Genomic DNA, 24,473 nt, shown 5'->3' with positions numbered 1-24,473 from the left:
ACTTGATGGATAAACAGGTGCCGCCTAAAATAATCGGGATCCAGACTGATAAAAGCAGGTAGCCGACTGAAATCCCAGTGAACTAGGCCGTTAAAATGTTGCTGACTATATCATCGGCGTTATTAAACCTTCCTAAGCAAATGGAAATATTCCGTAATACTATCCGCAATAGCCTTTGAACACTTTTCGCGATAAGATTCACTCTTCAGGAACGCAGCTTCTTCTTTATTGGTCATAAATCCGCATTCTATTAACACAGAGGGCATTTTCGTATGTTTTAATACATAAAACTCAGCCCCTTTTACTCCTCTGTTTTTTCTCCCGGTCGCTTTAACTAGAGTACGCTGAATAACCTGGGCAAGCTGAAAAGCCTTTAAAGGAAAAGAAGTATGAACATAGGTTTCGATTCCGCATGCTTCATTCCACTCTGTTCCGTTGCCAGAAGCATTGGCATGTATGGAGACAAACAGATCTGCTTGCTTTTCATTCGCAAAATCAATTCGTTCTTTTAATGGGACATCTCTTTTATCTGAATGGGAAAATAAGATATGTATTTCCCAGTGTTCCTCAAGTTTCGTTTTCAGTTTAATGGCAACATCCCTGTTAAATTCAAATTCCTTCATCCCATCAACCGAACGTTTTCCAGGTGTAGCGTACCCGTGTCCGGCATCTAATACAATTAACATTGAAATTCCTCCTTTTTTACCTTCACTAGTCACATAAAGGAAAAGGGTTCAAAATGGATCAGTAACTTCCTTTTTTTCTCTGCCTCTTCTATATTAAAGGCCAAAGGTGCTAAAATAATAAGGTGCTTATCTAAGAAATGATAAATGCATCAAAAAATTTTTTCATTCTTGCTAAACAGCCGGAAGACCAGCTGAGAGGCTTGAATTGTTCAACAGCAATTAATGCCTAAAAAGCATTTAATAAAAGGAGGCAGTGAAATTTGCCAAAAGTCTGTACGAAAGACCTAAAAGAAAAATTTAATTTGGAGCTGATTTGCGGGGAAGAAGGCATCAACAGGCCTATTACAACGAGTGACCTGTCAAGGCCTGGTATTGAAATAGCCGGTTATTTTAACTATTACCCAGAAGAACGGGTTCAGATCCTCGGGAAAACGGAGTTATCCTTTTTTGAAAGGCTCACTCCGGAAGAAAGAATCCATCGAATGAAATCTTTATGTACGTCGGCAACTCCTGCTATTATTGTTTCAAGGGGCCTTGAGATTCCTCCTGAACTGATAACAGCTTCTGAAGAAGGAGAAGTGCCGGTTCTTAGATCTCCGCTAAAAACAACGAGGCTAGCAAGTCACTTAACGAACTTTCTGGAAGGAAAGCTTGCTCCTACAACTGCTATTCACGGCGTGCTGGTGGATGTTTACGGAGTGGGTGTTCTGATTACCGGGAAAAGCGGAGTTGGTAAAAGTGAAACCGCTTTGGAACTGGTTAAAAGAGGGCACCGCCTTGTTGCTGATGATTGCGTCGAAATTCGCCAGGAAGACCAGGATACACTTATTGGGAATGCTCCTGATTTGATTGAACACTTGCTTGAAATCAGAGGTCTTGGCATCATCAACGTGATGACTTTATTCGGTGCAGGTGCCGTCCGAAGCAACAAACGAATTACGCTAGTGATCAATCTTGAAATTTGGGATCCGAAAAAACAATATGACCGCGTAGGACTTGATGAAGAGAAAATGAAGGTCATTGATACCGAAATTCAAAAGCTGACCATTCCTGTTAGGCCTGGACGAAATCTGGCTGTCATTATTGAAGTGGCTGCCATGAATTTCAGACTGAAGAGAATGGGAGTCAATGCTGCCGAACAGTTTACAGATAAGCTGGCTGGAGTTATTAATGAAAAATAAAGGTTCTTTTCTTAAGGTTCTTTTCTTTAACTTTGTTGCTTATGGCCCTATATTTAGTCTTCGAAACCATTGGTATGGCAAAAACTTTAAAAGATGCCCCGATGCTAGTCTAAATGCGTGATAAAAGCATGTACGAATATTTTTAAGTGTGTAATAGCCACACTCTTTGCAAAAACAGCCAAAATAAAAATGTTTGGGGGAAGAACGAATGGAAGGAATACAGCCTTTAAATCCCATAGCCCTTGAACTCGGATCGCTCCGAATTCACTGGTATGGGGTTATTATTGGGTTTGGAGCATTGCTTGGGCTTTGGGTTGCCATGAGAGAAAGTGAAAGAAGGGGTTTGAAGAAAGATCTCTTTGTTGATCTTATCCTTTTTGCCATACCGATTGCCATTGTGTGTGCAAGAATTTATTATGTGCTTTTTGAATGGGGTTATTACTCACAGCATCCGGCTGATATTCCGAAAATTTGGAACGGTGGATTAGCCATTCATGGGGGATTGATTGGCGCAGTTATAACAGGAATTATTTTCTCCCGGATCCGGAAGGTTTCTTTTTGGAAGCTTGCAGATATTGCGGCTCCAAGTATTTTAATCGGCCAGGCTATCGGCCGCTGGGGGAATTTCATGAACCAGGAAGCTCATGGAGGTCCTGTTTCAAGAGCATTTCTCGAGAGCCTTCACCTTCCAGCCTTCATAATTAATCAAATGTACATAGACGGCCAGTACTACCATCCGACTTTCCTTTATGAATCCTTATGGAGCCTAGTCGGAATCATTATACTCATTTCTTTGAGAAGAGCGAATCTTCTGCGCGGAGAGCTTTTCTTGAGCTATATTATCTGGTATTCCATCGGCAGGTTTTTCATCGAGGGAATGAGAACAGACAGCCTTATGCTAACCTCGTCCTTAAGAATTGCACAGGTTATTTCGATTGTCCTGATTCTTACAGCCGTAGTTCTCATTATCGTCCGGAGAACAAAAGGCTATGCGAATAGGCATTATTTGGATTCAGCCAACTAAGGGGAGATTTATTTGAAAGCCAGTTTTAATAAAGGGGTATTTGCAGGCTTATCGACGACATGGACACTTGGTAAAGTCATTTTTCCCATTACGCTCTTGGTTGGCATTTTGAGGCACACTCCAGTGATCGACTGGGCAGTTAAGCTCATCTCACCAATCATGTCACTGATTGGGTTGCCAGGGGAAGCAGCTATACCGCTTGTCCTTGGCAATTTGCTTAATTTGTATGCAGGGATTGCCGGAATTCTGACCATGGATCTATCGGTGAAAGAAGTCTTTATCCTTGCAGTGATGCTTTCCTTTTCACATAACCTTTTGATTGAATCCACTGTCGCCTCTAAAGTTGGCATTAAAATGTGGATCATTGTACTGGTCAGAATCGGGCTTGCCCTTCTTTCCGCAGCAGCGATCCGATTTTTATGGAATGGCGGCAGTGAAACGGCTCACTATGGATTGATCAGCCAGGACCATGCTGCAAACGGCTGGGGTGATATATTGCTGCAGGCCCTTATAAAAGCTTCGCTTGGTATCTTGCAGCTCGCTGTAATCGTTATTCCCTTAATGATTATTATCCAGTTTATGAAGGATTACGGCTGGCTGAATAGACTGTCAGGCTTACTTGCTCCGTTTACAAGATTCCTTGGAATGAAGGAAAACACTTCGATGACAATGGTGGCGGGACTTACTATTGGCTTGGCATACGGTGCAGGGGTGATGATTCAGGCAGTCAAAGAGGATGGCGTCAGCCGCAAGGACATTACTCTTGCCTTCATTTTTCTCGTTTCGTGCCATGCTGTTGTAGAGGATACACTTATTTTTATACCGCTTGGAATCCCGGTGTGGCCATTACTTGCCATCAGGTTATCTGTCGCTGTATTGCTTACGGTCATCATTGCAAAAATATGGTCTAAACGGGAACTTACTGCAAGAAAGGACAAAGAATATGAAACTAACTACGATTCTTTTTGATTTAGATGGAACTCTCATTAACACTAATGACTTAATTATTGAATCTTTCCTTCATACGTTAAATCACTATTATCCTGGAAAGTATGAAAGAGAAGATGTGCTTCCGTTTATGGGGCCGACACTAACTGAAACATTTTCAAGCATGGATCCGGAAAAAGCAGAGGAAATGACAGCTGTTTATCGAAAATTTAATCATGAACAGCATGATCTTCTCGTGAAGGAATTTGATACAGTTTTCGAAACAGTCCGTACCTTGAAGGAGAACGGATTTAAACTGGGCATTGTGACAACAAAAATTCTTGATACAGTCCGCATGGGTCTTGATTTAACCAATTTAGGCCAATTCTTTGAAGTGGTCGTCACAATGGATGATGTTAAACATGCAAAACCTGATCCGGAGCCTGTTCTGCTTGCTCTTGAAAAGCTGGGTTCTTTGCCTGAGGAATCCATTATGATCGGTGATAATCATCATGATATTGATGCGGGTAAAAATGCAGGCACGTTAACGGCCGGAGTAGCATGGAGCGCAAAAGGCGCTGAGCATTTAATGGGATATAAGCCTGACTATATGCTGCACCAAATGAGTGACTTGCTTGAAATAGTTGGAGTGGAATAGGTTGAGAAAAACAACACGCTATCCTGTGAGCGGTGCCAACTCTCTTTGGCATATTTATAAGACAGTTCCATTTTGGAAGGTCGTGAGGAACTTTGCAGTGATTCAGGCTGCGAGGTATACGCCATTCCTTGCCTTTAAAAACTGGATGTACCGCAGATTTTTAGGCATGCAGGTAGGCAGCGAAACGTCCTTTGCCCTTATGGTCATGCTTGATATTATGTTTCCTGAAAAGATCACTGTAGGGAAAAACACGGTTATTGGTTATAATACAACGATTCTGGCACATGAATATTTGATTAAAGAGTACCGCCTTGGAGATGTTTTGATTGGTGATGAAGTAATGATCGGCGCAAATTCCACTATTTTGCCGGGTGTTGTCATCGGAGACGGGGCAATTGTTTCAGCAGGCACGCTCATTCATAAGGATGTGCCAGCTGGTGCTTTTGTAGGCGGAAATCCGATGAAAATCATCTACACAAGCGAGGAAATGAAAAAAAGAGCATTGATGAGCCTGGATGAACAGTAAACAGCTGTTTGTCCGGGCTTTTTTTATATTGGCTCTGTTAACTTTGGCTGTTGATTGCAGTAAGCAGGCACGCCCTTTCCGCGGGCTTACCTTAGAGCCTCCTCGGTGCTATGCACCTGCGGGGTCTCCCTTGATCCGCTTTTCCGAGGGAGTCTCGCGCCTTCCGCTCCAATCAACATGGTGCCAAAATCAACCTTTAGTTTTAACGGAGCTTTTATTTTTATTTGGCAGAATTCAAAATTTCGTGAGTTTATTTCGGCTATTTTTTACATGATCATCGCAAAAAGGGTATATAAGAACGGAGTTTCACACTAGAAGCACCCTTAAATAAAAGGAACTTAGCAAAATATGCCGAACTAGTCCTTTTAAGCATAAGGCATTCTAATGACAAAGGATGCCTTTTCCATACTTGAAATGATTTCTTCAATTTGTTAGTATGGTAACATGTTAGCGAGATAAAGCATTCAGACTATTCGGAGGTGTGCAAAAATGTATATGTTTGAAAAACCTCTTGGCATGAGGGACACCATGCCCTCAGTATATAAATCAAAAAAAAAGGTGAGAGAAAGCCTTCAAAATGAGATAGAACGATGGGGTTTTGATTTTATTGAAACCCCTACGCTGGAATTTTACGAGACAGTTGGCGTTCAATCGGCCATTTTGGATCAGCAGCTGTTTAAGCTTTTGGATCAGCAGGGACATACGCTGGTGCTTCGCCCGGATATGACAGCTCCTATTGCCAGAATTGCCGCTTCTAAATTATATAAGCAAGGATATCCGCTGCGTCTGGCTTACTTGGCAAATGTGTTTCGTGCTCAGCAGAGGGAAGGCGGCCGACCTGCTGAATTCGAACAAATTGGAACCGAGCTGATCGGGGACGGATCTACATACGCTGACGCGGAAATGATTGCTCTCTTGGTAGCTGTTTTAAAGGACTCGGGGTTGGAGGATTTTAAAATCGCAATCGGCCATATCGGTTTTGCTGATTCTCTTTTTAAGGAGATCCTTGGCAATCAGGAACGGGCTGACCGTCTGCGCCGTTTTCTTTATGAAAAAAACTATGTTGGCTACAGGGAGCATGTAAAGGAATTGCCTCTTTCCTCGATTGATAAGCAAAGATTGCTATCTTTCTTAACGCTCCGAGGCGGAATTGAAAAAGCTGATGAGGCTAAAAGCCTTTGTGAACTGGCGGAAGGCAAGGATGCCATTGAAGAGCTGAAGGAATTATGGGCAATTCTCGGAGATTATGGAGTAACAGATTATGTCAAAATTGATTTAAACATTGTCAGCCATATGAGTTATTACACTGGTATTCTTTTTGAGGTGTATGCAAATCATATCGGTTTTCCTCTCGGAAATGGCGGCCGGTACGATCAGCTTCTTGAAAAGTTTGAGCGACCTGCACCTGCTACAGGGTTCGGAATTCACCTGGACAGACTGCTAGAAGCTCTTGGCGGAAAAGATCATGTCCAAAACAAAACGTGCATCATTTACAGCAGTGATAGAACACGGGAAGCCATTGAGTACGCAGTGACGATCAGAAGAGACGGGCTCCAGGCAGTCATGCAGCACATTAAAGGCATTCAAAACCTTGATGAATTTACGAAGGAATTTACAGAAGTGATGTATTTTATTGGTTCCAGAAAGGATGAGCAGCTGTGACAAGCGTTTTAACAATCGCCATGCCAAAGGGACGGATTTTTGAAGAGGCAGCTGATCTTCTCAGAAAGGCTGGTTATCGGCTGCCACCCGAATTTGATGACTCAAGAAAGCTGATTTTGGATATTCCAGAAGAAAATTTGCGCTTCTTTTTAGCGAAGCCAATGGATGTTTCAACCTATGTAGAGCATGGCGTTGCAGACATTGGAATTGCAGGAAAGGATGTATTGCTTGAGGAAGAACGGGATGTTTATGAGGTTCTGGATCTGAAAATCAGCCGCTGCCATCTTGCTGTAGCAGGAATTCCTGATACTAAGCTGAATGATGTGGCTCCTAAAATCGCAACCAAATATCCAGGTATTGCTTCAGGATTTTACAGGGGGAAAGGCGAGCAGGTCGAGATTATTAAACTGAATGGTTCGATTGAGCTTGCACCGCTTGTCGGTCTCGCTGACCGGATCGTGGATATTGTTTCTACTGGCAGAACACTGAAAGAGAACGGCCTTGTCCAATATGAAAAAATTTGTGAGGTCACATCAAGACTTATCGTAAATCCAGTAAGCTACAGGATGAAGGATAAGCAAATTGATCACCTGGTCGGAAGGATGTCAAGCGTTGTGGAAGGGGAAGAGTTATGAAAATAACGAGAATCTCGAGTCTTTCGCCTTCTATTAAAAGATCTCTTGACAATGGGACAGATAAACAGCGGAACGCTGTCAGAAACATCATTGAGAAAGTAAAAAATACCGGAGACGAGGCGGTGCTTTCTTATACTGAGGCGTTCGACAAGGTGAAATTGGAATCTCTTAAAATAACAGAGGATGAAATAAAAAGGGGCTACGATCAAATTGGAGAAGAGTTAAAGGATATAATAACCGAAGCAGCAGAGAACATCCGTTTTTTCCATAGCCAGCAAAAGCAGAAGTCATGGTTTACAACAGATGAAAAGGGGACGATGCTTGGCCAGAAAATGACACCTCTTGATTCTGTCGGCGTTTATGTTCCAGGGGGAACGGCAGCTTATCCTTCTTCCGTTCTGATGAATGTTATCCCAGCACAAGTTGCGGGGGTAGAACGGATTGTACTGGCCTCGCCTCCTGCTAAAAACGGGTCGCTTCCTGCAGGAGTTCTTGCGGCAGCTTATGTTCTGGGGGTCAAAGAAATCTACATGGCTGGCGGGGCCCAGGCAATTGCGGCACTCGCTTATGGTACAGAATCTCTTGAGCCGGTTGACAAAATTACGGGGCCGGGAAATATCTATGTCGCACTCGCAAAGCGGGAGGTTTTTGGGACGGTTGATATTGATATGATCGCAGGGCCAAGTGAGATTGTCGTACTAGCGGATGCAAGCGCAAAAGCCAATGAAATCACTGCAGACTTATTATCACAAGCAGAACATGACCGGATGGCTTCCAGTGTGCTGGTAACAGATTCGATGGAGCTTGCGCGGGAAGTCAGCCTTGAAACTGAAAAACAGCTTGAATTTCTGCCCAGAAAAGAGATTGCTCAGGCTTCAATAGAAGATTACGGGCACATTTATGTTGCAGAAGACATGAGCCAGGCTATTAAAATTGTAAATGAACTCGCACCGGAGCATTTGGAAATCTTGACTGAACAGCCGCTGGAACTTTTAGGGCAGATTCGGCATGCAGGAGCTATTTTCCTTGGAAGATACAGCTCAGAACCGGTAGGAGATTATTTTGCCGGACCGAATCATGTTCTCCCGACAAACGGGACAGCCCGTTTTTCAAGCCCTCTGAATGTGGACGATTTTATGAAAAAATCGAGTGTTATTTACTACAGCAGGGAATCCTTTTCGGAGAATGCCAAAAAGATTGCTGGTTTTGCGAGATACGAAGGGCTTGAGGCCCACGCCAGAGCGATAGAAGAACGACTTAAATAAGGAGGGATCAAGGTGACACGGACTGCTCAAATTACTAGGAATACCAATGAAACAAAAATTTCAGCTGAATTGAATATTGATGGAGAGGGAAAAGCTGAACTAGAGACAGGTGTCCCTTTTTTAACACATATGCTTGACCTTTTTGCCCGTCATGGCCATTTCGACTTGAAAATTGATGCAAAAGGGGATGTAGAGGTTGATGATCACCATACGACTGAAGACATTGGCATCTGTCTTGGGCATATATTCCGGGAAGCGCTTGGCGACAAAAAGGGGATTAAACGCTACGGTTCCTGCTTTGTCCCGATGGATGACGCCTTGGCGCAGGTTGTCGTTGATCTCAGCAACCGTCCTCACTTCGAATTGAAGGGCTCTTTTCCAAGTGCCAAAGTAGGGAAATTTGATACGGAGCTCGTATACGAATTTTTATGGAAATTTGCTCTTGAAGCGCGGATTAACCTGCATGTTATTGTGCATTACGGCCATAACACCCACCATATGATTGAAGCTGTGTTTAAAGCAATGGCAAGAGCGCTTGATGAAGCAGTGCAGCTGGATCCCAGAGTGAAAGGTGTACCATCAACGAAGGGGATGCTGTGATATGATTGGAATCATTGATTATGGAATGGGCAATATTTTCAGCGTCACAAAAGCGATGGAAAGAATGGATGTTCCTTATTTTGTTTCCCCTGATCAGGATGAGCTGAAAAAAGCAGACAGCTATATTCTCCCTGGAGTCGGATCTTTCAAGGATGCAATGGATCACTTGAAATTGACAGGTCTTGATTCATTTATTCATGAAATGGTCAAAGAGGAAAAGCCTCTTCTTGGCATATGCCTCGGCATGCAGCTTTTGTTTGAAGCGAGTGAAGAAAACGGGTTTGCGGAAGGCCTTTCATTACTAAAAGGAACGGTCAGGCACATCCCGAATCATGAGCTGAAGGTTCCTCATATGGGATGGAACAGACTCACTATCCAGAAGAGAAGCCCCCTTTTAGAAGGCATTACTGATGAGGATCATGCCTATTTCGTTCACTCCTATTATGTAAACGAGGCAAAAAAGGATGCTATTTTGGCAAGTGTCTCTTATGGAGTAGAGGTGCCTGCGATCGTTGGCAAGGAACTGGTATACGGAACACAATTTCATCCTGAAAAAAGCAGCAGCGCAGGCTTGCAGATTTTACGGAATTTTGCTGCCATCGCAGAAGGAAGGTGAAAGCATGAACTCATTTCATTTATATCCGGCTATTGATATAAGAAACGGCAAGTGTGTGAGGCTGTTGCAGGGCGATTACGAAAAAGAAACGGTGTATGGCGATTCTCCTTATGAGATGGCCGCCTTGTTCTCAGAGGAGGGCGCTGAGTGGATACATATGGTCGACCTTGACGGCGCAAAAGAGGGCAAAAGAGTGAATCACAGGTTTGTGGAAGAAGCAGCAGAAAGGCTTAAGGCCAAAGTGCAGATCGGCGGGGGAGTCAGGACGGAAGAGGATGTTGCGTATTATCTGGACAAGGGAATCGCAAGAGTGATTCTTGGCAGTTCGGCAATTTCAAACCCTGATTTTGTGAAAAAAATGCTCCGGGAATATGGGAGTAAAATTGCAGTTGGACTGGACGCTAAGGATGGCTTTGTTTCTACAGAAGGATGGCTGAAGACCTCTGAAATTAAGGCTTCTGACCTTGGTATGGAGCTTGCTGGCCACGGGGCTGAAACCTTCATCTTTACTGACATTGCAACAGATGGGATGCTTTCCGGTCCGAATACAAAAGCCATTGCAGAGCTTGCCCGGTTAACAGGGAAAGAAGTCATTGCTTCAGGCGGAGTCAGCAGCATTTTTGATTTATTGGAGCTGAAAAAACACGCGTCAGACGGAGTTGCAGGAGCAATTATCGGTAAAGCCTTATACGAAAAAAGGTTCAGCCTGGAGGATGCCTTAAGGGAGGTATCAGAGAGTTGATTACAAAACGGATTATTCCATGTCTTGATGTAAAGGACGGCCGGGTTGTGAAAGGTGTTCAGTTTGTTGAGCTAAGAGATGCTGGTGATCCGGTAGAGCTTGCCTCTTTTTACGATGAAGAAGGAGCAGACGAGCTTGTGTTTCTTGATATCTCCGCCTCCCATGAAGGTCGGAAAACGATGGTTCATGTTGTAGAAGAAACGGCAGCGCGCCTTGCGATTCCTTTTACCGTTGGAGGCGGGATCAATACTCTTATGGATATGAAAAAAATTCTAAGAGCCGGTGCCGACAAAGTGTCCCTCAATACTGCTGCAGTTTTAAATCCAGAACTGATTACTGAGGGAGCGCGTTTTTTCGGTTCTCAGTGCATTGTGGCAGCAATCGATGCCAAATACGATGAAGAGCTTAAAGGATACAGGGTTTATACCCATGGAGGCAGAACAAAAACGGAATGGGAAGCTGTTGAGTGGGCTAAGGAAGCAGTGAAAAGAGGCGCTGGAGAAATTCTTTTGACGAGCATGGATAATGACGGCGGCAAATCCGGCTTTAATCTTGACCTCACATCACTAGTAAGCGAGTCTGTTTCCGTTCCAGTTATTGCTTCAGGCGGAGCAGGAAATGCTAGCCATTTTTACGAGGCTTTCACATCAGGCAAAGCAGATGCTGCACTGGCTGCATCCATTTTTCATTATAAAGAAACGTCCGTTAAGGAAGTTAAGAATGAATTGAAAGAAAGAGGAGTGAGAATTCGATGAATGCAGAGGAAATCAAATTTGATGAAAAAGGGCTTGTACCGGCAATCATCCAGGATGCCATCAGTAAAGAAGTGCTTACTCTTGCTTATATGAACAAAGAAGCTTTTGAAAAAACACTTGAGTCTGGTGAAACCTGGTTGTACAGCAGGTCACGCCAGGAGCTTTGGCATAAGGGAGGAACATCAGGCAATACACAGGCAGTAAAGGAGGTCCGCTATGACTGTGATCAAGACGCTGTCCTCTTGCTTGTAGAGCCTGCTGGTCCAGCCTGTCATACAGGCGCATATTCCTGTTTTTCAGAAAAAGGAAAGGAAAACAGTTTTTCTAAAAACACAGATCGCTTCAGCATACTGAACACCCTTGAAAAAGTGATTGCGGAAAGAGAAGCTGAAATGCCTGAAGGTGCTTATACAACCTACCTCTTCTCAGAAGGTGTTGATAAAATCCTGAAAAAGGTCGGCGAGGAAGCTGCTGAGGTCATCATTGCATCCAAAAACCGCAGCCATGAAGAATTGAAATGGGAAGCAGCGGATCTTCTGTTTCATTTAATGGTGCTTCTTAGAGAGCAAAAGCTTCCGTTTGATCAAATTCTTCAAGTACTTGAAGAAAGGCATCAGGATAAGTAAATTGAAGAATCAAAACAGCATATAGAAAAAAACGTTTAAAAAGGAGTGGGCAGACATGTTCCGCTCCTTTTAAAATGGAAAGAGAAGGGGAAGAATGGAAGCTGAAAAGGAAATTCAGTGGCATTTTTGTTTTTTCATGGATAAATGACATCGTACCTATTGTGCGCTTGTTAATCTATGGTATACTTACGTACGGTTAAATGTATGAAATGGAGGATTTCCGTGGGGAAACATATATATGAAAGACAGCATAAAGCTCAAGTTGTCCCTTTTTTCCAGGACGGACATTATTACCTTAAAAAAGGGTTAAAAGCATATCGTGAACGAAACGTTCAAAAAGCCTGCAAATTGCTTAGGCGTGCAGCCGAACTGGAGCCAGAACATTCCACGATTCTTTCCCAATTGGCTATTGTCCTCACAGAACTGGGTAATTATCATGAATCCAATGATATATTAAAGAGAATTCTGAATAAAGTAGATCCGGATTCGACTGAATGCCACTATTTTATGGCGAATAACTACGCTCATCTCGGATTATTCCATGAAGCTTATAAATGTGCCAGTCTTTACTCCGAAAAAGATCCAGACGGTGAATTTGCTGCTGACAACGATGATCTGATGGAATTGCTTACAATAGAAGGAGAAGAAGAAGGCATAGGTTTCGAAGATAACGATGACTTGATCATGAAGCAGGATACGGCAAGATCTATGCTCGAGAGCGGTGAGCTGGAAGAGGCCATTAAGCTCTTATTGGAAATAACAACAGAGTACCCTGAGTTTTGGTCTGCCTACAATAATTTGTCCCTGGCTTATTTTTATTCAGGAGATGTAGATAAAGCTAAGGAAAATCTTGAGGTTGTTCTTCAAAAAAATCCTGGCAATCTTCATGCTTTTTGTAACCTTCTTGTGTTTTATTATTATGAAAGACAAGATAAGCTTGTCATGGAGCTTGTAGAAAAGCTTTCAAATGTTCATCCAATTCTTGTGGAGCATCGCTATAAACTTGGTGCGACATTTGCGCTTGTAGGAAAATACGATCTGGCTTATAAATGGCTCCGTTCCTTGTACAAACAAGGTTTCGAAGGCGACGATACTTTCTTTTACTGGCTATCGTATTCTGCTTTCTATACGAATCATCATGAAATGGCCAAAAATGCGTGGGAACGTGTTTTAATAGAGAATCCATCCAAAAAAGGGTCTGAACCATGGAACGAAGAAAATGCGCAGGATAGAAAAAGCATTGAACATAGACTGACGCTTGTTTTCCTTGCGGCTCAGGCGAAGCGGTTTGACGAGATAAAGGAATATGAATCTTTGGTCCCTCAATCTCCAGTAGAAAAAAGCTTCATTTCCCTTTCTCTTTCTGAGCATCCCGGTATGACGGGGAATGATGAAGCAGCGCACATGTTTAATGCAGCTAAGCTGCTGCACCGCCATCTTCGTTCAGCTGAAGAAAATCCTTACCTGTTCCTTTTCGGAACGATGCTGAAAGCAAGAAAAAAAGAAAAGAACCTGAGGAATTATCACGCATGGGCAGCAGCTGTGTTTTATCTGCTGGGGATGCAGCATACAGGCAGGCTGACTAAATCTGAAACGGCTGAAAAATTTGGAATATCTGTTGCAACCCTAACCAAATATGAACGATTTATAAAATCTCTATAAACATGAGCAAATAATTAGCATGATTTTATCTTATTTAATAGGATATTTGTAGGGAATAATAAATTTAAATCTTATTTGAAATGTCCTATAGGTTAAATCATACAAGGAGTGAAGCTCATGTCAGAAGAAAAGATTTACGACGTCATTATCGCTGGGGCAGGTCCTGCGGGACTTACGGCAGCTGTATATACATCAAGAGCAAACATGTCTACTTTAATGATAGAGCGCGGTGTGCCCGGCGGCCAAATGGCCAATACGGAAGATGTAGAAAATTATCCTGGCTTTGACAGCATTCTCGGTCCTGAACTTTCTACCAAAATGTTTGATCATGCGAAGAAATTCGGTGCTGAATATGCATATGGCGACATTAAAGAAATAATTGATGAAGGCGAATATAAAATCATCAAGTCCGGAAGCAAAGAATATAAAGCCCGTTCCATTATTATTTCAACGGGAGCGGAGTATAAAAAAATCGGTGTTCCAGGCGAAAATGAATTGGGCGGTCGCGGTGTATCTTACTGTGCAGTCTGTGACGGAGCTTTCTTTAAAAACAGAGAGCTTGTTGTAGTAGGCGGAGGAGATTCTGCTGTTGAAGAAGGCGTTTATTTAACACGATTTGCTTCCAAGGTTACTATTGTGCACAGACGCGACCAGCTTCGTGCCCAAAAAATTCTGCAGCAGCGTGCGTTTGATAACGAAAAAGTAGACTTTATCTGGAATCATACGATTAAAGAAATTAAAGAAGAGAACGGCAAGGTTGGAAGTGTTGTGCTTGTTAACACGCAAACTGGAGAAGAACAGCCATTCAAGGCTGACGGAGTGTTCATTTATATAGGCCTTGTGCCATTGTCCAAACCGTTTGCAAATCTCGGAATTCTGAATGAAAATGGCTACATCGAAACAAATGCCAAAATGGAAACAAAAGTTTCAGGCATTTTCGCAGCAGGAGACATCCGTGAAAAGTCTCTTCGCCAAATTGTTACCGCAACGGGAGATGGCAGTATTGCCGCTCAAAGTGCTCAGCATTTTGTAGAAGAATTAAACGAGCAGCTGAAAGCTGTAAAAGAAGCATAATCGGCTGAAACAAATATTTACACAATTATCCCTTGAAACGTAATTATGTTTTAACCATGCTGTAACACCACTGAAACAATCGTGGGGTATTATTAAAATAGTAATTGACCCCCTTTTATAAATTAAGTTTGAAGAGCACAGGTGCCCTTTCCTGTGCTCCTTTTTTGTGCAGGAAACTGGGGACTATGGAGCATTTTCGTCTGGCTATTTTCCAGCCTCATCTCCCCAATTTAACTTGTCCATTTTTTTATATACCTGGCTCTTACAATTTGAAACTTTTCCCCCTGATTTCCCGTAATGATTAATATATAGTTCGGCACAGCCTGTTCATTGTGAGTGTCTCTATTCCATAGTATAATAAAGTGAACGAAAATGTTTTTCGACAAAACTTGAGGTGAAAGACATTGCAAAGAGTAACGAACTGTGTACTGCGTGATGGAAATAAGGTCTTGCTTCTGCAAAAGCCGAGAAGAGGCTGGTGGGTTGCACCGGGCGGCAAAATGGAACAAGGTGAATCAGTTAAAGAATCTGCAGTCCGCGAATATCGTGAGGAAACAGGCATATATTTAAAAAACCCTCAAATCAGAGGGATCTTTACCATTCTCATTGAAGAGGACGGGAAGATCATCAATGAATGGATGATGTACACCTTTTTTGCTGAAGAATTCAGCGGAGAAAATGTATTGGAATCAGAAGAAGGCAGGCTTGCGTGGCATGAGATCGATAAGATAAAAGATCTTCCTATGGCTCCAGGTGATTATCATATTTTTGATTTCATGCTGAAGGAGTCTGGGATACTATATGGAACCTTTACTTATACAAATGATTTTGAACTGATTTCACATCGGCTTGAAAACTAATGCTGTTTTAGAAAAGGCTGTTTTCGCAAAGAGGGTTGCTGTTCTTATGGGTTTAAATACGCATAAAGATTTATTTCGTGGCATCTTTTCTTATAATGAAGAGCAATAACGTTTAAGATAAGAGCCTTAAAAAAATAGATAGGCTAAATTGCCAGCTGGCTGATTTTCAGCCAAGAGAGGAGGAAACGATGGAACTGATAGGCAGCAACGACACGAAGCAGGAGCAGGAATTGACCACTCCTTCTGATATTCAGATGATTATTATTACCGGGATGTCCGGTGCGGGAAAAACAGTCGCCATTCAAAGCTTTGAAGATCTCGGTTTCTTTTGTGTAGACAATCTTCCTCCAACCCTGCTGCCAAAATTTTTGGAGCTTATGAAAGAATCAGGTTCAAAAATGAACAAGGTTGCGCTGGTAATGGACCTTCGCGGCAGAGAGTTTTTTGACAGTCTGTTCCAAGCTCTTGACGATATTTCAGAAACGTCATGGATTACGCCGCAAATCCTTTTCCTTGATGCAAAGGATTCGACTCTTGTTACAAGATACAAGGAAACAAGGCGTTCACATCCGCTTGCATCCACAGGCCTTCCTCTTGAAGGGATCCGAATAGAACGGGAACTTCTGGAAGAGCTGAAAGGACGGGCACAGCTTATTTTTGATACATCTGATTTAAAGCCGCGCGAACTGCGCGAAAAAATATTAAATCAGTTTGCATCAAGCTCTGAGCAGACATTTACAGTAAATGTGATGTCTTTCGGTTTTAAATATGGCATTCCGATAGATGCGGACCTGGTTTTTGACGTCCGATTTCTTCCGAATCCCCATTATATTGAGCATATGAGGCTGAAAACAGGTCTTGAAGAAGAAGTTTCTTCATATGTGCTGAAATGGAATGAAACATCAAAGTTTCTTGAAAAAGTATTGGATTTGCTTTCATTTATGCTTCCTTATTATAAAAGGGAAGGGAAAAGCCAGCTTGTTATTGCGATCGGCTGCACAGGAGGCCAGCATCGTTCCGTAACATTAGCTGAATACATCCATAAACACTATATGAAAGATTATCAAACACACGTGACTCATCGTGATATTGATAAAAGAAAGCAGCGCTAGTGGAAACATCCAGGAATTCAAAAATTGTTATTATTGGCGGCGGAACCGGTCTGTCCGTGCTCTTGCGAGGACTGAAGCAATATCCTTTAGATATAACTGCTATTGTAACTGTTGCAGATGACGGGGGAAGCTCAGGCCGGCTCCGCGATGAATTAAAAATACCGCCTCCTGGCGACATAAGAAATGTGCTTGCAGCCTTATCAGATGTCGAGCCGCTGGTCGAAGAACTGTTTCAGCACCGATTTAATAAAGGAAACAGTCTTACGGGCCACTCGTTAGGCAATCTGATCCTTGCTGCTATGACGAACATCACGGGTGATTTTACTCACGCAATCCGTGAAATGAGCAAAGTATTGAATGTTCGGGGCAGAGTGCTGCCCGCAGCGAACCGCAGTGTCTTCCTTCATGCTGAAATGGATGATGGCTCTGTGGTTAGTGGTGAATCCAAAATCCCTTATTCGGGAAAAAGAATCAAGAGGGTTTTCTTAACTCCTCAAAAAATTGAACCATTGCCTGAAACCCTTGAAGCCATTCGCGAAGCCGAATTAATTATTCTTGGGCCAGGAAGTTTATATACTAGCATCCTGCCAAATCTCCTCGTTCCTAAAATTGGGAAGGAAGTTTGCAAGTCGAAGGCGAAGAAGGTATATATCTGCAATGTGATGACCCAGGCAGGCGAAACCCTTAACTATACTGCAACGGATCATATTAAAGCATTATACGACCATATGGATTGTGCCTTCATCAACACAGTGCTTGTGAATAAAGAAACGATTCCTGATTCCATTAAGGAACGCTACGAGGAAGAGCTGGCAGAACCGGTTACCTGTGATCCTGAAGAACTGGAAGCTCTCGGTTTAGAAGTTGTCCATGAACAGATTGTATCCTATGACAACAACGTCATCAGGCATGATACAAACAAAGTGGCAAGACTGCTTTATAGCATCCTTCAAGACCAATCATAGGTGCAACCGCATGCACACAGCAAAGATTGGAGGTGCAGAAGATGTCTTTTGCATCTGAAACAAAAAAAGAACTGACCAACATAGAAGTTAAGGCATGCTGCCTCAAGGCAGAATTGTCTGCGCTCATCAGGATGAATGGATCCCTATCATTTTCAAATAGAAAGATGATTGTTGATATACAAACAGAAAATGCTGCCATTGCGAGAAGAATTTATACGCTCTTGAAGCGTCAATATGATGCGGCTGTTGAACTTCTGGTCAGAAAGAAAATGAGACTGAAGAAAAACAATGTGTACATTGTCCGGATCGTAAAAGATACTCGTGAAATTCTCGAAGATTTGAAAATCATGGGGGAAAATTTTACATTTGGAAGAACCATATCCCCTGAACTTGTAGCTAAAAAATGCTGTAAGCGCTCTTATATGAGAGGGGCTTTTCTTGCAGGAGGATCAGTGAATAATCCTGAAACCTCTTCGTACCATCTGGAGATCTTTTCACTTTACAAAGAGCATAACGATTCCCTGTGTGAGTTAATGAATACGTTTCGTCTCAACAGCAAGACGCTTGAAAGAAAAAAAGGCTACATTACCTACTTAAAAGAAGCAGAAAAGATCGCTGATTTTCTCAGTATAATTGGGGCTCACAGCGCTCTGCTCCGCTTTGAAGATGTGCGGATTGTCAGAGATATGAGAAACTCCGTAAACAGGCTAGTCAATTGCGAGACCGCTAATCTGAATAAGACAATCGGGGCTGCTTTAAGACAAGTTGAAAACATCCGGTTTATTGACGAAAAAATCGGTCTTGATGCCCTTCCAGGAAAGCTTAGTGAAATCGCGAGACTGAGAGTGGACTATCAGGAGGTTACATTAAAGGAATTAGGGGAAATGGTATCTGGAAGCAAAATAAGCAAATCCGGCATTAATCACCGTTTGAGAAAACTCGATCAGATTGCAGAACAACTTAGAGCCGGCCAGCCGCTTTCTTTAAAATGAGAAGGCTCTTTTCATAAGGCTCCTTTTTAAACGCTGCTGCTTTCACTCTCTTTGCTGACTTCCAAACAGGTTTTTTCGCAAACTTCAAGAAATGATGCCGTGAAGAAAGTCTTTCAGCGTGACAAAAAAATTTACGAATACCTACATCTTTGCGAAAACAGCCAAAATGAAAGAATTGAAAGAGGGGAATAAGATGGTAGAGAAAAAAATAGAAGTTCTGTTAAAAACCGGTTTACAAGCACGCCCGGCTGCCCTTTTTGTTCAGGAGGCCAACCATTTTGCATCCGATATTTTTCTTGAAAAAGACGGCAAAAAAGTCAATGCAAAAAGCATTATGGGATTAATGAGCCTGGCGATCAGCTCAGGCACTATTATTTCCCTTATTGCCGAAGGAACCGATGAAGAGGAAGCGCTGGAGTCATTAACTGCCTATGTACAGCAGGAAGGCTAATAGGCAGTCATATGACTGTCTATTTTTTAAACCATGATCATGCTGCTGGATATAACTGATTGCCAGACTGCTGAAACTGTTCTTAATGTTCAAATTCCCTCTTATCATGTGGAGGCAGGCTACATAGGCTCTGCGGAAATTCCGCCTTTAAAAGATACCGCCGCTTCCCTAATGAACTGCGGAGAAACATTCCTCGGATACTTTTTAGAGGAGGAACTGGCGGGCTTTCTCTCCTATGAAGTAGAGGGAGATGAAATGATCATCTGCAGAGTGGCTGTTCACCCTTCCTTTTTCAAAAAAGGTATAGCCCAGGGGCTGATGCTGGAAGCAGAGAAAGCAGAACGCGGGATCAATAAGTGGAAGGTTTCTACTGGCACGCTTAATAAGCCTGCCATTAATCTGTATTTGAAAATGGGATTTGTTAAAACGAAGGATGTCATGGTACAGCCGGATTTGTGGATTACATGCTTGGAAAAACAGCAGCAAATAAGCAGATCCGGTTTAGGCTTTGTTAAAGGACAAAAAGGCAGAGGGTGAGATATCTCTGCCTTTTTTGCAGGAATTTAAAGTGTGGGGTACAGTTCTTAAGGCTCTGGGCAGGCAGTATTGCAAAATTCACTTTTAAGCAGGTAAAATGAAGATGTTAAAGAGGGTGGATGAGGCCAGTTAAAACGGACCTTTTGTTTTTTGTGCCGTTTGGACAAATTATTGGAATCAGAACATGTTTATAAGCAGACCATTGTTCGAGTTTTCAAAATCCGGGTGAATTACATATCAGAAGGTAACTTGCCGCTTTAAGCGTATTAATTTCTTTCTAAAGCGTAAATTGATACCATACTGATATAAAGATTTGGAAAGGATCAATAGAAATGACAAATATAAATATACCTGTTTCTGTCTTAAACCTTGCCCCGATTCGTCAAGGACAGGAACCGAAATCAGCGATTGATGCAATGGTTGATTTAGCACAAGCTACAGAGGAAATGGGTTATAAACGATATTGGATTGCTGAACATCACAATACTCCTACACTTGTAAGTTCAGCGACCTCCATTTTAATTAAACATACATTGGAGCATACCAAAACCATCCGCGTTGGATCTGGAGGGGTCATGCTGCCCAATCATTCTCCACTCGTTGTTGCCGAACAATTTGGAACAATGGCGACCATTTATCCAAACCGTTTAGACCTGGGACTTGGCAGAGCACCAGGTACCGATATGAAGACAGCAAATGCATTAAGACGTTCACAGTTTGATCCCGTTTATACTTTTCCTGAGGATGTCAATTCCTTGCTTACTTACTTTGGGCCTGAACAAAAACAAGGATTTGTCAAACCGTATCCAGGTGTTGGAACGAATATTCCGTTATATATTTTAGGATCATCGACAGACTCAGCCTATTTAGCGGCAAAATTAGGATTGCCCTATGTGTTTGCCGCACACTTTGCACCCGGACAAATGGAGGAAGCCATCTCGATTTATCGCAATCGATTCCAGCCTTCCGAATATCTGGATTCTCCGTATATGATGATTTGTTTAAATGTTATTGCAGCTGAAACAGATGAAGAAGCAAAAAGAGAATCAACAACGATGAAGCAATTTTTCTTAAATGTCGTCAGAGGTTCAAGAACACCATTGCAGCCGCCAGTGGATAACATGGATAACATATGGAGTCAGCAAGAGAAAGAAATGGCTTCCTCGATGTCAAGTGTGACGTTTATGGGCAGTAAAGAAACAGTAAAGGCACAATTAACTAATTTCCAGGAAAAGTATGATATAGATGAAATCATGGCTGTTTCCTATATCTATGATCCTGAAAAACAAAAACGGTCTTATCAAATCTTTAAAGAAATTGTGGATGGGAAATAAATGAGGTAAACCTATAAAACCGGACTTCTTCTATTAAGGAGGCCGGTTTTTTTGAATGTAAAAATGAATGATTTGTATCAATAAATCAACTTTCCATGTGCGTTGAAAGAAAATGTAAGATGGATAATTGCGTTTAATATTTTAGTTCAACAATCGGGCCATATAATTGAATAAAAATTGTAAAAATGTAATCATTAAATTAGTTACAAGGGAGGAATAAAATTGGAGATTGGTCAGAGATTGTATGAAGCAGCTATAGACTTGATTGAAAATAGATATCCTACTGGATGGGGTGGTGCAACTGCCGCGTTTACAGAAGATGGTGAAATACTTACCAGTGTTGCACCAGAAGTAATCAACGCAGGAACAGAATTATGTATAGAAACAGGTGCTATTCTTGAAGCACACAAGCTAAATGCTAAAATTACACATACCATTTGTGTTGTTAGAGATGACGAAAATTTAGGCTTTAAAATATTAACACCTTGTGGGATATGCCAAGAAAGATTTCGTTATTGGGGAACAGACCTAAAAGCAGCTGTTACAAATCCAAATGGGGATCTCGTCTTCAAAACACTTAAGGAATTACAACCATTTCATTGGCTAGAGGCATATGAAGAATAGTACTCTCTGACAAAAAGAATTTGGTATAAACCCTGTCTCTTCCAAAAGAATCAATAATTATGACTTTATTCTGCAAAGGGGCGCTTTCTTATAGAAAGAATTATGCTCTTTTTGGATTTAAGGTCCATATTTTGGAGTGATGCAATAGTTCAAATAAGGTAATTTTGAAATATTTGTTGTTGTGTAGGATGTACCAATGAAGGTAGGGAAATTGTAATGAGGATTAATCAAAAGGCATTTTTAGTTAAGGATTTACGATATATTATTAGGTCTGCAATAGAAGTGGATGCAAAAAAAATGTCAGAAATAAGATTGGAGATAGATGGCGAAACAGAATATTTAGATAGAGAAAAGGGCGAGGCATACATAGATGAAGCAGGTTTTAAACAATTAATAAAAGATGATACAGATAGTAGCGGCAATTTGTTTTTAGTTGTTAAAGTTAATAAGAGTATTGTAGGTTTTTCCAGATGTGAAGGAAACAAATTAAAAAGATTATCTCATAAAGTAGAATTTGGCGTTTGTGTCTTAAAGGAATATTGGGGTTATGGTATAGGAAAAAACCTTCTAAAAGAATCTATTCATTGGGCTGAATCAAACGGAATTAAAAAGATAACTTTAAGTGTACTCGAAACCAATGACAAAGCTATAAAACTATATGAAAAATATGGGTTTGAAGTGGAGGGTATTTTAAAAAAGGACAAAGTTTTATCTGACGGGAATTATTATAATACCATTTTAATGGGAAGATTTAATGGATAAGGATTGAAAGAGAATCTGGGCTTAAAATTATAAAAGAAAAGGGCGTAAGAATGGAACAGAGATGGACTGTTTCAGTGGCTTTTCCTGGCTAAAGTCAGAGGAAAAAGTTCTTGAAGGAAACGCACTTCCCTGACCTTGATATCCCCACCTAGGAAAAGTAGCCAATTTGTTATACAGTAGAGGTTATTTATAGGGCTGGCAAGCCTATTTTTTATGCATTGGGGTTCTGCATAAATCCCCTGCAAAACTATGTACTTTTATTTTGCAATAAACATCTTTGATGGTAATTAATAAATAGTTATCCACAAGAAGGGTCTGGATGAGTGTTTCTAACATGGGATGGTGGAGATCTGACAGATCAAGCAGGCCGGGATTATTAGGGTTTGTCTCTTCAAAAAGCAAGATTTGATTTAAAAGAACAAGGTCATCTTGCTGGTTTTCTGAGATGAGGCCAAGTAATTTTTTAGCTAAAGACTGACGGCTCTTTAGATAAGGGAGATGTTGATTTCATGTGGCCAGAGATGTTAAATTCTCGCATGATTTCAGAAATTGTAAAGTGGGCGCGGTTGTTGACATACCGCATGATGATATTAATCCGTTCAACTTTTTTCATCGGGACCTCCTAAACAGTATCATTTTTTGACATGATTTAAGGATATTATAAACTCATCAAGTGAAAAGACAAATCATTTGATTAATTTAAAAAAAGGAAGGTTTTGAATATGGCAGATTATACTCTAGAAGAAAAAGACAGTTTTACCGTGTTAGGTATTGGAACTGAGCTTAAGAGCGATTACACGGACTTTGCTGGCATAAACAAAGAAAAGGCAGACTTTTGGCAGACCGTCAGCCAAGATGGAACGCTCGACACTTTAAAAGCCATAGCCACAAATGACTACATTTTTACCGTGAATGAAGCGGTGAATAACAAGATGATGCATTATGCTGGCGTCATGACAGAGGCATCGGTAGCAGAAGAATCCAGGGTCATCCAATTTCCTAAAGGGGAATACCTAGTTGTTAAAGGGGAAGGCAAGACGGCTGATGAGTTGAGTAATAAGCTTACTGGCATTGCCTTTGGTCAAGTCTTGCCAGAAGCAAAGAATTTTGCCTATGTTGGTGGGCCAAATGCAACGGTTAAGATGGGGCAGCGAAACAGCTTAGTTTTTGGTGAAATGTGGATTCCTGTTGTTAGGAAATAAAAGGAGGTGTCCATTTAGAGTTAATCATTCGGAAAGTTTGCAACCTTGAATAAGTTTTCTCTTGAAACAATGATGAACAATGATGAGGAGGAATCAAATGAGCAAGGTTATTGGTGTGAACACAACCGCGAAGGTAGAAACCCAGCTCCAAGGCAAATTGATTGCATATTGGTCAGTCACATTACTACTCGCAGGAGCGATTACGTTAAGTGGTATCGGGCAACTGATGCGAATTGGGGGAAACATTGAGTTAGTGACGAATATTGGTTACCCATTATACATCACGACTATTCTCGGGACTTGGAAAATACTTGGAGTCATCGCAATCGTCGTGCCACGCTTTCCTCGACTTAAAGAATGGGCTCACGCTGGTCTCTTCTTTTTAATGACTGGTGCGGCCTTGTCTCATGCGTTTGCTGACGATTATGGTGATTACGGGTTTCATTTTATCCTTCCTCTTTCATATGCTGCACTCAATATCGCTTCATGGGCGCTGCGTCCGAAGAGCCGCAAACTATAAAAAGGGATGGACTTTTAGGTGAAATGTGGATTCCTGTTATGTATACGGTTGATGACCCTAAGAAGCGTGCCGTTGGCTTTAAGCTTTCTGAGGGGATGGAGGTACCAAAGGAGTTAGAAGGGAAGTTTAAGTTTGCAAGGCAGAAGTCTAAACTAGCTGGAACAATTCGGGGCTCGTTTTTTGTAATTAAAGGAGAATATTAAATTAAGCGCAGTACACTGGCAGGGAAAACCATTTATTATTTCTCGCTTTCTATTAGGTAGTTATACGGATCCTTTTACCAACAAAACAAGGGGCTGCCGAAAAATATATATTTTATTGAAGAAGATTTAAAGGTGAATACCTTCTTACAAGAGGTATTCACCTTTATTCATTTAGCCTTGCAAAAATGCTTTGAGATTAATCTATTTCTTTTAGAATTTTTTCGATATTTGTTCGGCGATTGTTTCCTTCTTTGATCTGTTGTTGCTGAAGT

27 protein-coding genes and 2 pseudogenes are annotated in these 24,473 nt (G+C 41.6%); 27 read left to right on the top strand and 2 right to left on the bottom strand.

Annotation, left to right across the window (positions count from 1 at the left end):
* Positions 1-122 precede the first annotated feature (122 nt).
* The gene (locus tag ACOT8F_RS07650; RefSeq protein WP_421651022.1) at positions 123-686 is read right to left on the bottom strand and encodes an N-acetylmuramoyl-L-alanine amidase family protein; all 564 of its coding nucleotides are present in this window, start codon (positions 684-686) and stop codon (positions 123-125) included.
* Between the two features lie 260 nt (positions 687-946).
* Between ACOT8F_RS07650 and hprK the strand changes: the two genes are divergently transcribed.
* From hprK to ACOT8F_RS07530, 24 genes are all read left to right on the top strand, one after another.
* Entirely contained in the window at positions 947-1,867 is a 921-nt protein-coding gene (gene hprK, locus ACOT8F_RS07645) for an HPr(Ser) kinase/phosphatase (RefSeq protein ID WP_421651021.1), read from the top strand.
* A gap of 208 nt (positions 1,868-2,075) precedes the next feature.
* The gene (lgt, locus tag ACOT8F_RS07640) at positions 2,076-2,891 is read left to right on the top strand and encodes a prolipoprotein diacylglyceryl transferase (RefSeq protein WP_421651019.1); all 816 of its coding nucleotides are present in this window, start codon (positions 2,076-2,078) and stop codon (positions 2,889-2,891) included.
* Between the two features lie 12 nt (positions 2,892-2,903).
* A complete protein-coding gene (locus ACOT8F_RS07635) occupies positions 2,904-3,860 on the top strand; it encodes a nucleoside recognition domain-containing protein (protein ID WP_421651018.1) in 957 nt (318 codons plus the stop codon).
* Entirely contained in the window at positions 3,835-4,476 is a 642-nt protein-coding gene (ppaX, locus tag ACOT8F_RS07630; RefSeq protein WP_421651017.1) for a pyrophosphatase PpaX, read from the top strand. The genes ACOT8F_RS07635 and ppaX overlap by 26 nt, the downstream gene beginning before the upstream one ends.
* Position 4,477: 1 nt before the next feature.
* On the top strand, positions 4,478-5,002 hold the full coding sequence (locus ACOT8F_RS07625) for an acyltransferase (RefSeq protein ID WP_421651016.1): 525 nt from the start codon (positions 4,478-4,480) through the stop codon (positions 5,000-5,002).
* Between the two features lie 489 nt (positions 5,003-5,491).
* Complete coding sequence (locus tag ACOT8F_RS07620) at positions 5,492-6,664, top strand: ATP phosphoribosyltransferase regulatory subunit (protein WP_421651015.1); 1,173 nt, start codon at positions 5,492-5,494, stop codon at positions 6,662-6,664.
* A gap of 20 nt (positions 6,665-6,684) precedes the next feature.
* A complete protein-coding gene (gene hisG / locus ACOT8F_RS07615; RefSeq protein ID WP_421651480.1) occupies positions 6,685-7,299 on the top strand; it encodes an ATP phosphoribosyltransferase in 615 nt (204 codons plus the stop codon).
* Positions 7,296-8,564: a histidinol dehydrogenase gene (gene hisD / locus ACOT8F_RS07610; protein WP_421651014.1), complete on the top strand. Its 1,269-nt coding sequence runs from the start codon at positions 7,296-7,298 to the stop codon at positions 8,562-8,564. Before hisG ends, hisD begins: the two co-directional genes overlap by 4 nt.
* Positions 8,565-8,576: 12 nt before the next feature.
* Positions 8,577-9,164 (top strand): imidazoleglycerol-phosphate dehydratase HisB, encoded by a 588-nt coding sequence (hisB, locus tag ACOT8F_RS07605; RefSeq protein WP_421651013.1) that lies wholly within the window; start codon positions 8,577-8,579, stop codon positions 9,162-9,164.
* 1 nt (position 9,165) lies between these two features.
* Entirely contained in the window at positions 9,166-9,780 is a 615-nt protein-coding gene (gene hisH, locus ACOT8F_RS07600) for an imidazole glycerol phosphate synthase subunit HisH (RefSeq protein ID WP_421651012.1), read from the top strand.
* A 4-nt stretch (positions 9,781-9,784) separates the two neighbouring features.
* Positions 9,785-10,522, top strand: coding sequence for a 1-(5-phosphoribosyl)-5-[(5-phosphoribosylamino)methylideneamino]imidazole-4-carboxamide isomerase (gene hisA, locus ACOT8F_RS07595; RefSeq protein ID WP_421651011.1), 738 nt, complete (start codon positions 9,785-9,787; stop codon positions 10,520-10,522).
* Positions 10,519-11,277, top strand: a complete 759-nt coding sequence (gene hisF, locus ACOT8F_RS07590; RefSeq protein ID WP_421651010.1) for an imidazole glycerol phosphate synthase subunit HisF — start codon at positions 10,519-10,521, stop codon at positions 11,275-11,277. The genes hisA and hisF overlap by 4 nt, the downstream gene beginning before the upstream one ends.
* Positions 11,274-11,903, top strand: a complete 630-nt coding sequence (gene hisIE / locus ACOT8F_RS07585) for a bifunctional phosphoribosyl-AMP cyclohydrolase/phosphoribosyl-ATP diphosphatase HisIE (RefSeq protein ID WP_421651008.1) — start codon at positions 11,274-11,276, stop codon at positions 11,901-11,903. Before hisF ends, hisIE begins: the two co-directional genes overlap by 4 nt.
* A gap of 222 nt (positions 11,904-12,125) precedes the next feature.
* Positions 12,126-13,565: a tetratricopeptide repeat protein gene (locus ACOT8F_RS07580; RefSeq protein WP_421651007.1), complete on the top strand. Its 1,440-nt coding sequence runs from the start codon at positions 12,126-12,128 to the stop codon at positions 13,563-13,565.
* Positions 13,566-13,682: 117 nt separating this feature from the next.
* Positions 13,683-14,639, top strand: a complete 957-nt coding sequence (gene trxB / locus ACOT8F_RS07575) for a thioredoxin-disulfide reductase (RefSeq protein WP_421651006.1) — start codon at positions 13,683-13,685, stop codon at positions 14,637-14,639.
* A 404-nt stretch (positions 14,640-15,043) separates the two neighbouring features.
* Positions 15,044-15,499, top strand: a complete 456-nt coding sequence (locus ACOT8F_RS07570) for an 8-oxo-dGTP diphosphatase (protein WP_421651005.1) — start codon at positions 15,044-15,046, stop codon at positions 15,497-15,499.
* 188 nt (positions 15,500-15,687) lie between these two features.
* Positions 15,688-16,611: an RNase adapter RapZ gene (gene rapZ / locus ACOT8F_RS07565; RefSeq protein ID WP_421651004.1), complete on the top strand. Its 924-nt coding sequence runs from the start codon at positions 15,688-15,690 to the stop codon at positions 16,609-16,611.
* The gene (locus ACOT8F_RS07560; protein WP_421651002.1) at positions 16,611-17,576 is read left to right on the top strand and encodes a gluconeogenesis factor YvcK family protein; all 966 of its coding nucleotides are present in this window, start codon (positions 16,611-16,613) and stop codon (positions 17,574-17,576) included. Before rapZ ends, ACOT8F_RS07560 begins: the two co-directional genes overlap by 1 nt.
* A gap of 41 nt (positions 17,577-17,617) precedes the next feature.
* The gene (gene whiA, locus ACOT8F_RS07555) at positions 17,618-18,568 is read left to right on the top strand and encodes a DNA-binding protein WhiA (protein ID WP_421651001.1); all 951 of its coding nucleotides are present in this window, start codon (positions 17,618-17,620) and stop codon (positions 18,566-18,568) included.
* Positions 18,569-18,761: 193 nt separating this feature from the next.
* Positions 18,762-19,019: an HPr family phosphocarrier protein gene (locus tag ACOT8F_RS07550; RefSeq protein ID WP_421651478.1), complete on the top strand. Its 258-nt coding sequence runs from the start codon at positions 18,762-18,764 to the stop codon at positions 19,017-19,019.
* Positions 19,020-19,052: 33 nt separating this feature from the next.
* Positions 19,053-19,556, top strand: a complete 504-nt coding sequence (locus ACOT8F_RS07545) for a GNAT family N-acetyltransferase (RefSeq protein WP_421650999.1) — start codon at positions 19,053-19,055, stop codon at positions 19,554-19,556.
* A 332-nt stretch (positions 19,557-19,888) separates the two neighbouring features.
* Positions 19,889-20,890, top strand: coding sequence for an LLM class flavin-dependent oxidoreductase (locus tag ACOT8F_RS07540; RefSeq protein ID WP_421650997.1), 1,002 nt, complete (start codon positions 19,889-19,891; stop codon positions 20,888-20,890).
* A 222-nt stretch (positions 20,891-21,112) separates the two neighbouring features.
* Positions 21,113-21,514: a cytidine deaminase gene (locus ACOT8F_RS07535; protein WP_421650995.1), complete on the top strand. Its 402-nt coding sequence runs from the start codon at positions 21,113-21,115 to the stop codon at positions 21,512-21,514.
* Between the two features lie 216 nt (positions 21,515-21,730).
* Positions 21,731-22,276, top strand: a complete 546-nt coding sequence (locus ACOT8F_RS07530) for a GNAT family N-acetyltransferase (RefSeq protein ID WP_421650993.1) — start codon at positions 21,731-21,733, stop codon at positions 22,274-22,276.
* Positions 22,277-22,549: 273 nt separating this feature from the next.
* Here the strand turns inward: ACOT8F_RS07530 and ACOT8F_RS07525 are convergent.
* A pseudogene (locus ACOT8F_RS07525) lies at positions 22,550-22,889 on the bottom strand (helix-turn-helix transcriptional regulator); the annotation flags it as partial.
* Positions 22,890-22,998: 109 nt separating this feature from the next.
* On the opposite strand from ACOT8F_RS07525, the gene ACOT8F_RS07520 reads away from it, so the two are divergent.
* From ACOT8F_RS07520 to ACOT8F_RS07510, 3 genes and pseudogenes are all read left to right on the top strand, one after another.
* Positions 22,999-23,478, top strand: a complete 480-nt coding sequence (locus ACOT8F_RS07520; RefSeq protein ID WP_421650992.1) for a GyrI-like domain-containing protein — start codon at positions 22,999-23,001, stop codon at positions 23,476-23,478.
* 97 nt (positions 23,479-23,575) lie between these two features.
* A complete protein-coding gene (locus tag ACOT8F_RS07515; protein WP_421650991.1) occupies positions 23,576-23,998 on the top strand; it encodes a DoxX family protein in 423 nt (140 codons plus the stop codon).
* 35 nt (positions 23,999-24,033) lie between these two features.
* A pseudogene (locus ACOT8F_RS07510) lies at positions 24,034-24,201 on the top strand (DUF8821 family protein); the annotation flags it as partial.
* Positions 24,202-24,473 lie beyond the last annotated feature (272 nt).

It is taken from the genome of Chryseobacillus diguaensis, assembly GCF_049220665.1.
GTDB lineage: Bacteria > Bacillota > Bacilli > Bacillales > Bacillaceae > Metabacillus_B.
This window is presented reverse-complemented; position numbering and strand designations above follow the sequence as displayed.

Coding starts and splice junctions, on each gene's coding strand:
- ACOT8F_RS07650 (WP_421651022.1), bottom strand. CDS start 686: ATGTTAATTGTATTAGATGCCGGACACGGGTACGCTACACCTGGAAAA.
- lgt (WP_421651019.1), top strand. CDS start 2,076: ATGGAAGGAATACAGCCTTTAAATCCCATAGCCCTTGAACTCGGATCG.
- ppaX (WP_421651017.1), top strand. CDS start 3,835: ATGAAACTAACTACGATTCTTTTTGATTTAGATGGAACTCTCATTAAC.
- ACOT8F_RS07620 (WP_421651015.1), top strand. CDS start 5,492: ATGTATATGTTTGAAAAACCTCTTGGCATGAGGGACACCATGCCCTCA.
- hisG (WP_421651480.1), top strand. CDS start 6,685: ATGCCAAAGGGACGGATTTTTGAAGAGGCAGCTGATCTTCTCAGAAAG.
- hisD (WP_421651014.1), top strand. CDS start 7,296: ATGAAAATAACGAGAATCTCGAGTCTTTCGCCTTCTATTAAAAGATCT.
- hisH (WP_421651012.1), top strand. CDS start 9,166: ATGATTGGAATCATTGATTATGGAATGGGCAATATTTTCAGCGTCACA.
- hisA (WP_421651011.1), top strand. CDS start 9,785: ATGAACTCATTTCATTTATATCCGGCTATTGATATAAGAAACGGCAAG.
- hisIE (WP_421651008.1), top strand. CDS start 11,274: ATGAATGCAGAGGAAATCAAATTTGATGAAAAAGGGCTTGTACCGGCA.
- trxB (WP_421651006.1), top strand. CDS start 13,683: ATGTCAGAAGAAAAGATTTACGACGTCATTATCGCTGGGGCAGGTCCT.
- rapZ (WP_421651004.1), top strand. CDS start 15,688: ATGGAACTGATAGGCAGCAACGACACGAAGCAGGAGCAGGAATTGACC.
- whiA (WP_421651001.1), top strand. CDS start 17,618: ATGTCTTTTGCATCTGAAACAAAAAAAGAACTGACCAACATAGAAGTT.
- ACOT8F_RS07550 (WP_421651478.1), top strand. CDS start 18,762: ATGGTAGAGAAAAAAATAGAAGTTCTGTTAAAAACCGGTTTACAAGCA.
- ACOT8F_RS07545 (WP_421650999.1), top strand. CDS start 19,053: ATGATCATGCTGCTGGATATAACTGATTGCCAGACTGCTGAAACTGTT.
- ACOT8F_RS07540 (WP_421650997.1), top strand. CDS start 19,889: ATGACAAATATAAATATACCTGTTTCTGTCTTAAACCTTGCCCCGATT.
- ACOT8F_RS07530 (WP_421650993.1), top strand. CDS start 21,731: ATGAGGATTAATCAAAAGGCATTTTTAGTTAAGGATTTACGATATATT.
- ACOT8F_RS07520 (WP_421650992.1), top strand. CDS start 22,999: ATGGCAGATTATACTCTAGAAGAAAAAGACAGTTTTACCGTGTTAGGT.
- ACOT8F_RS07515 (WP_421650991.1), top strand. CDS start 23,576: ATGAGCAAGGTTATTGGTGTGAACACAACCGCGAAGGTAGAAACCCAG.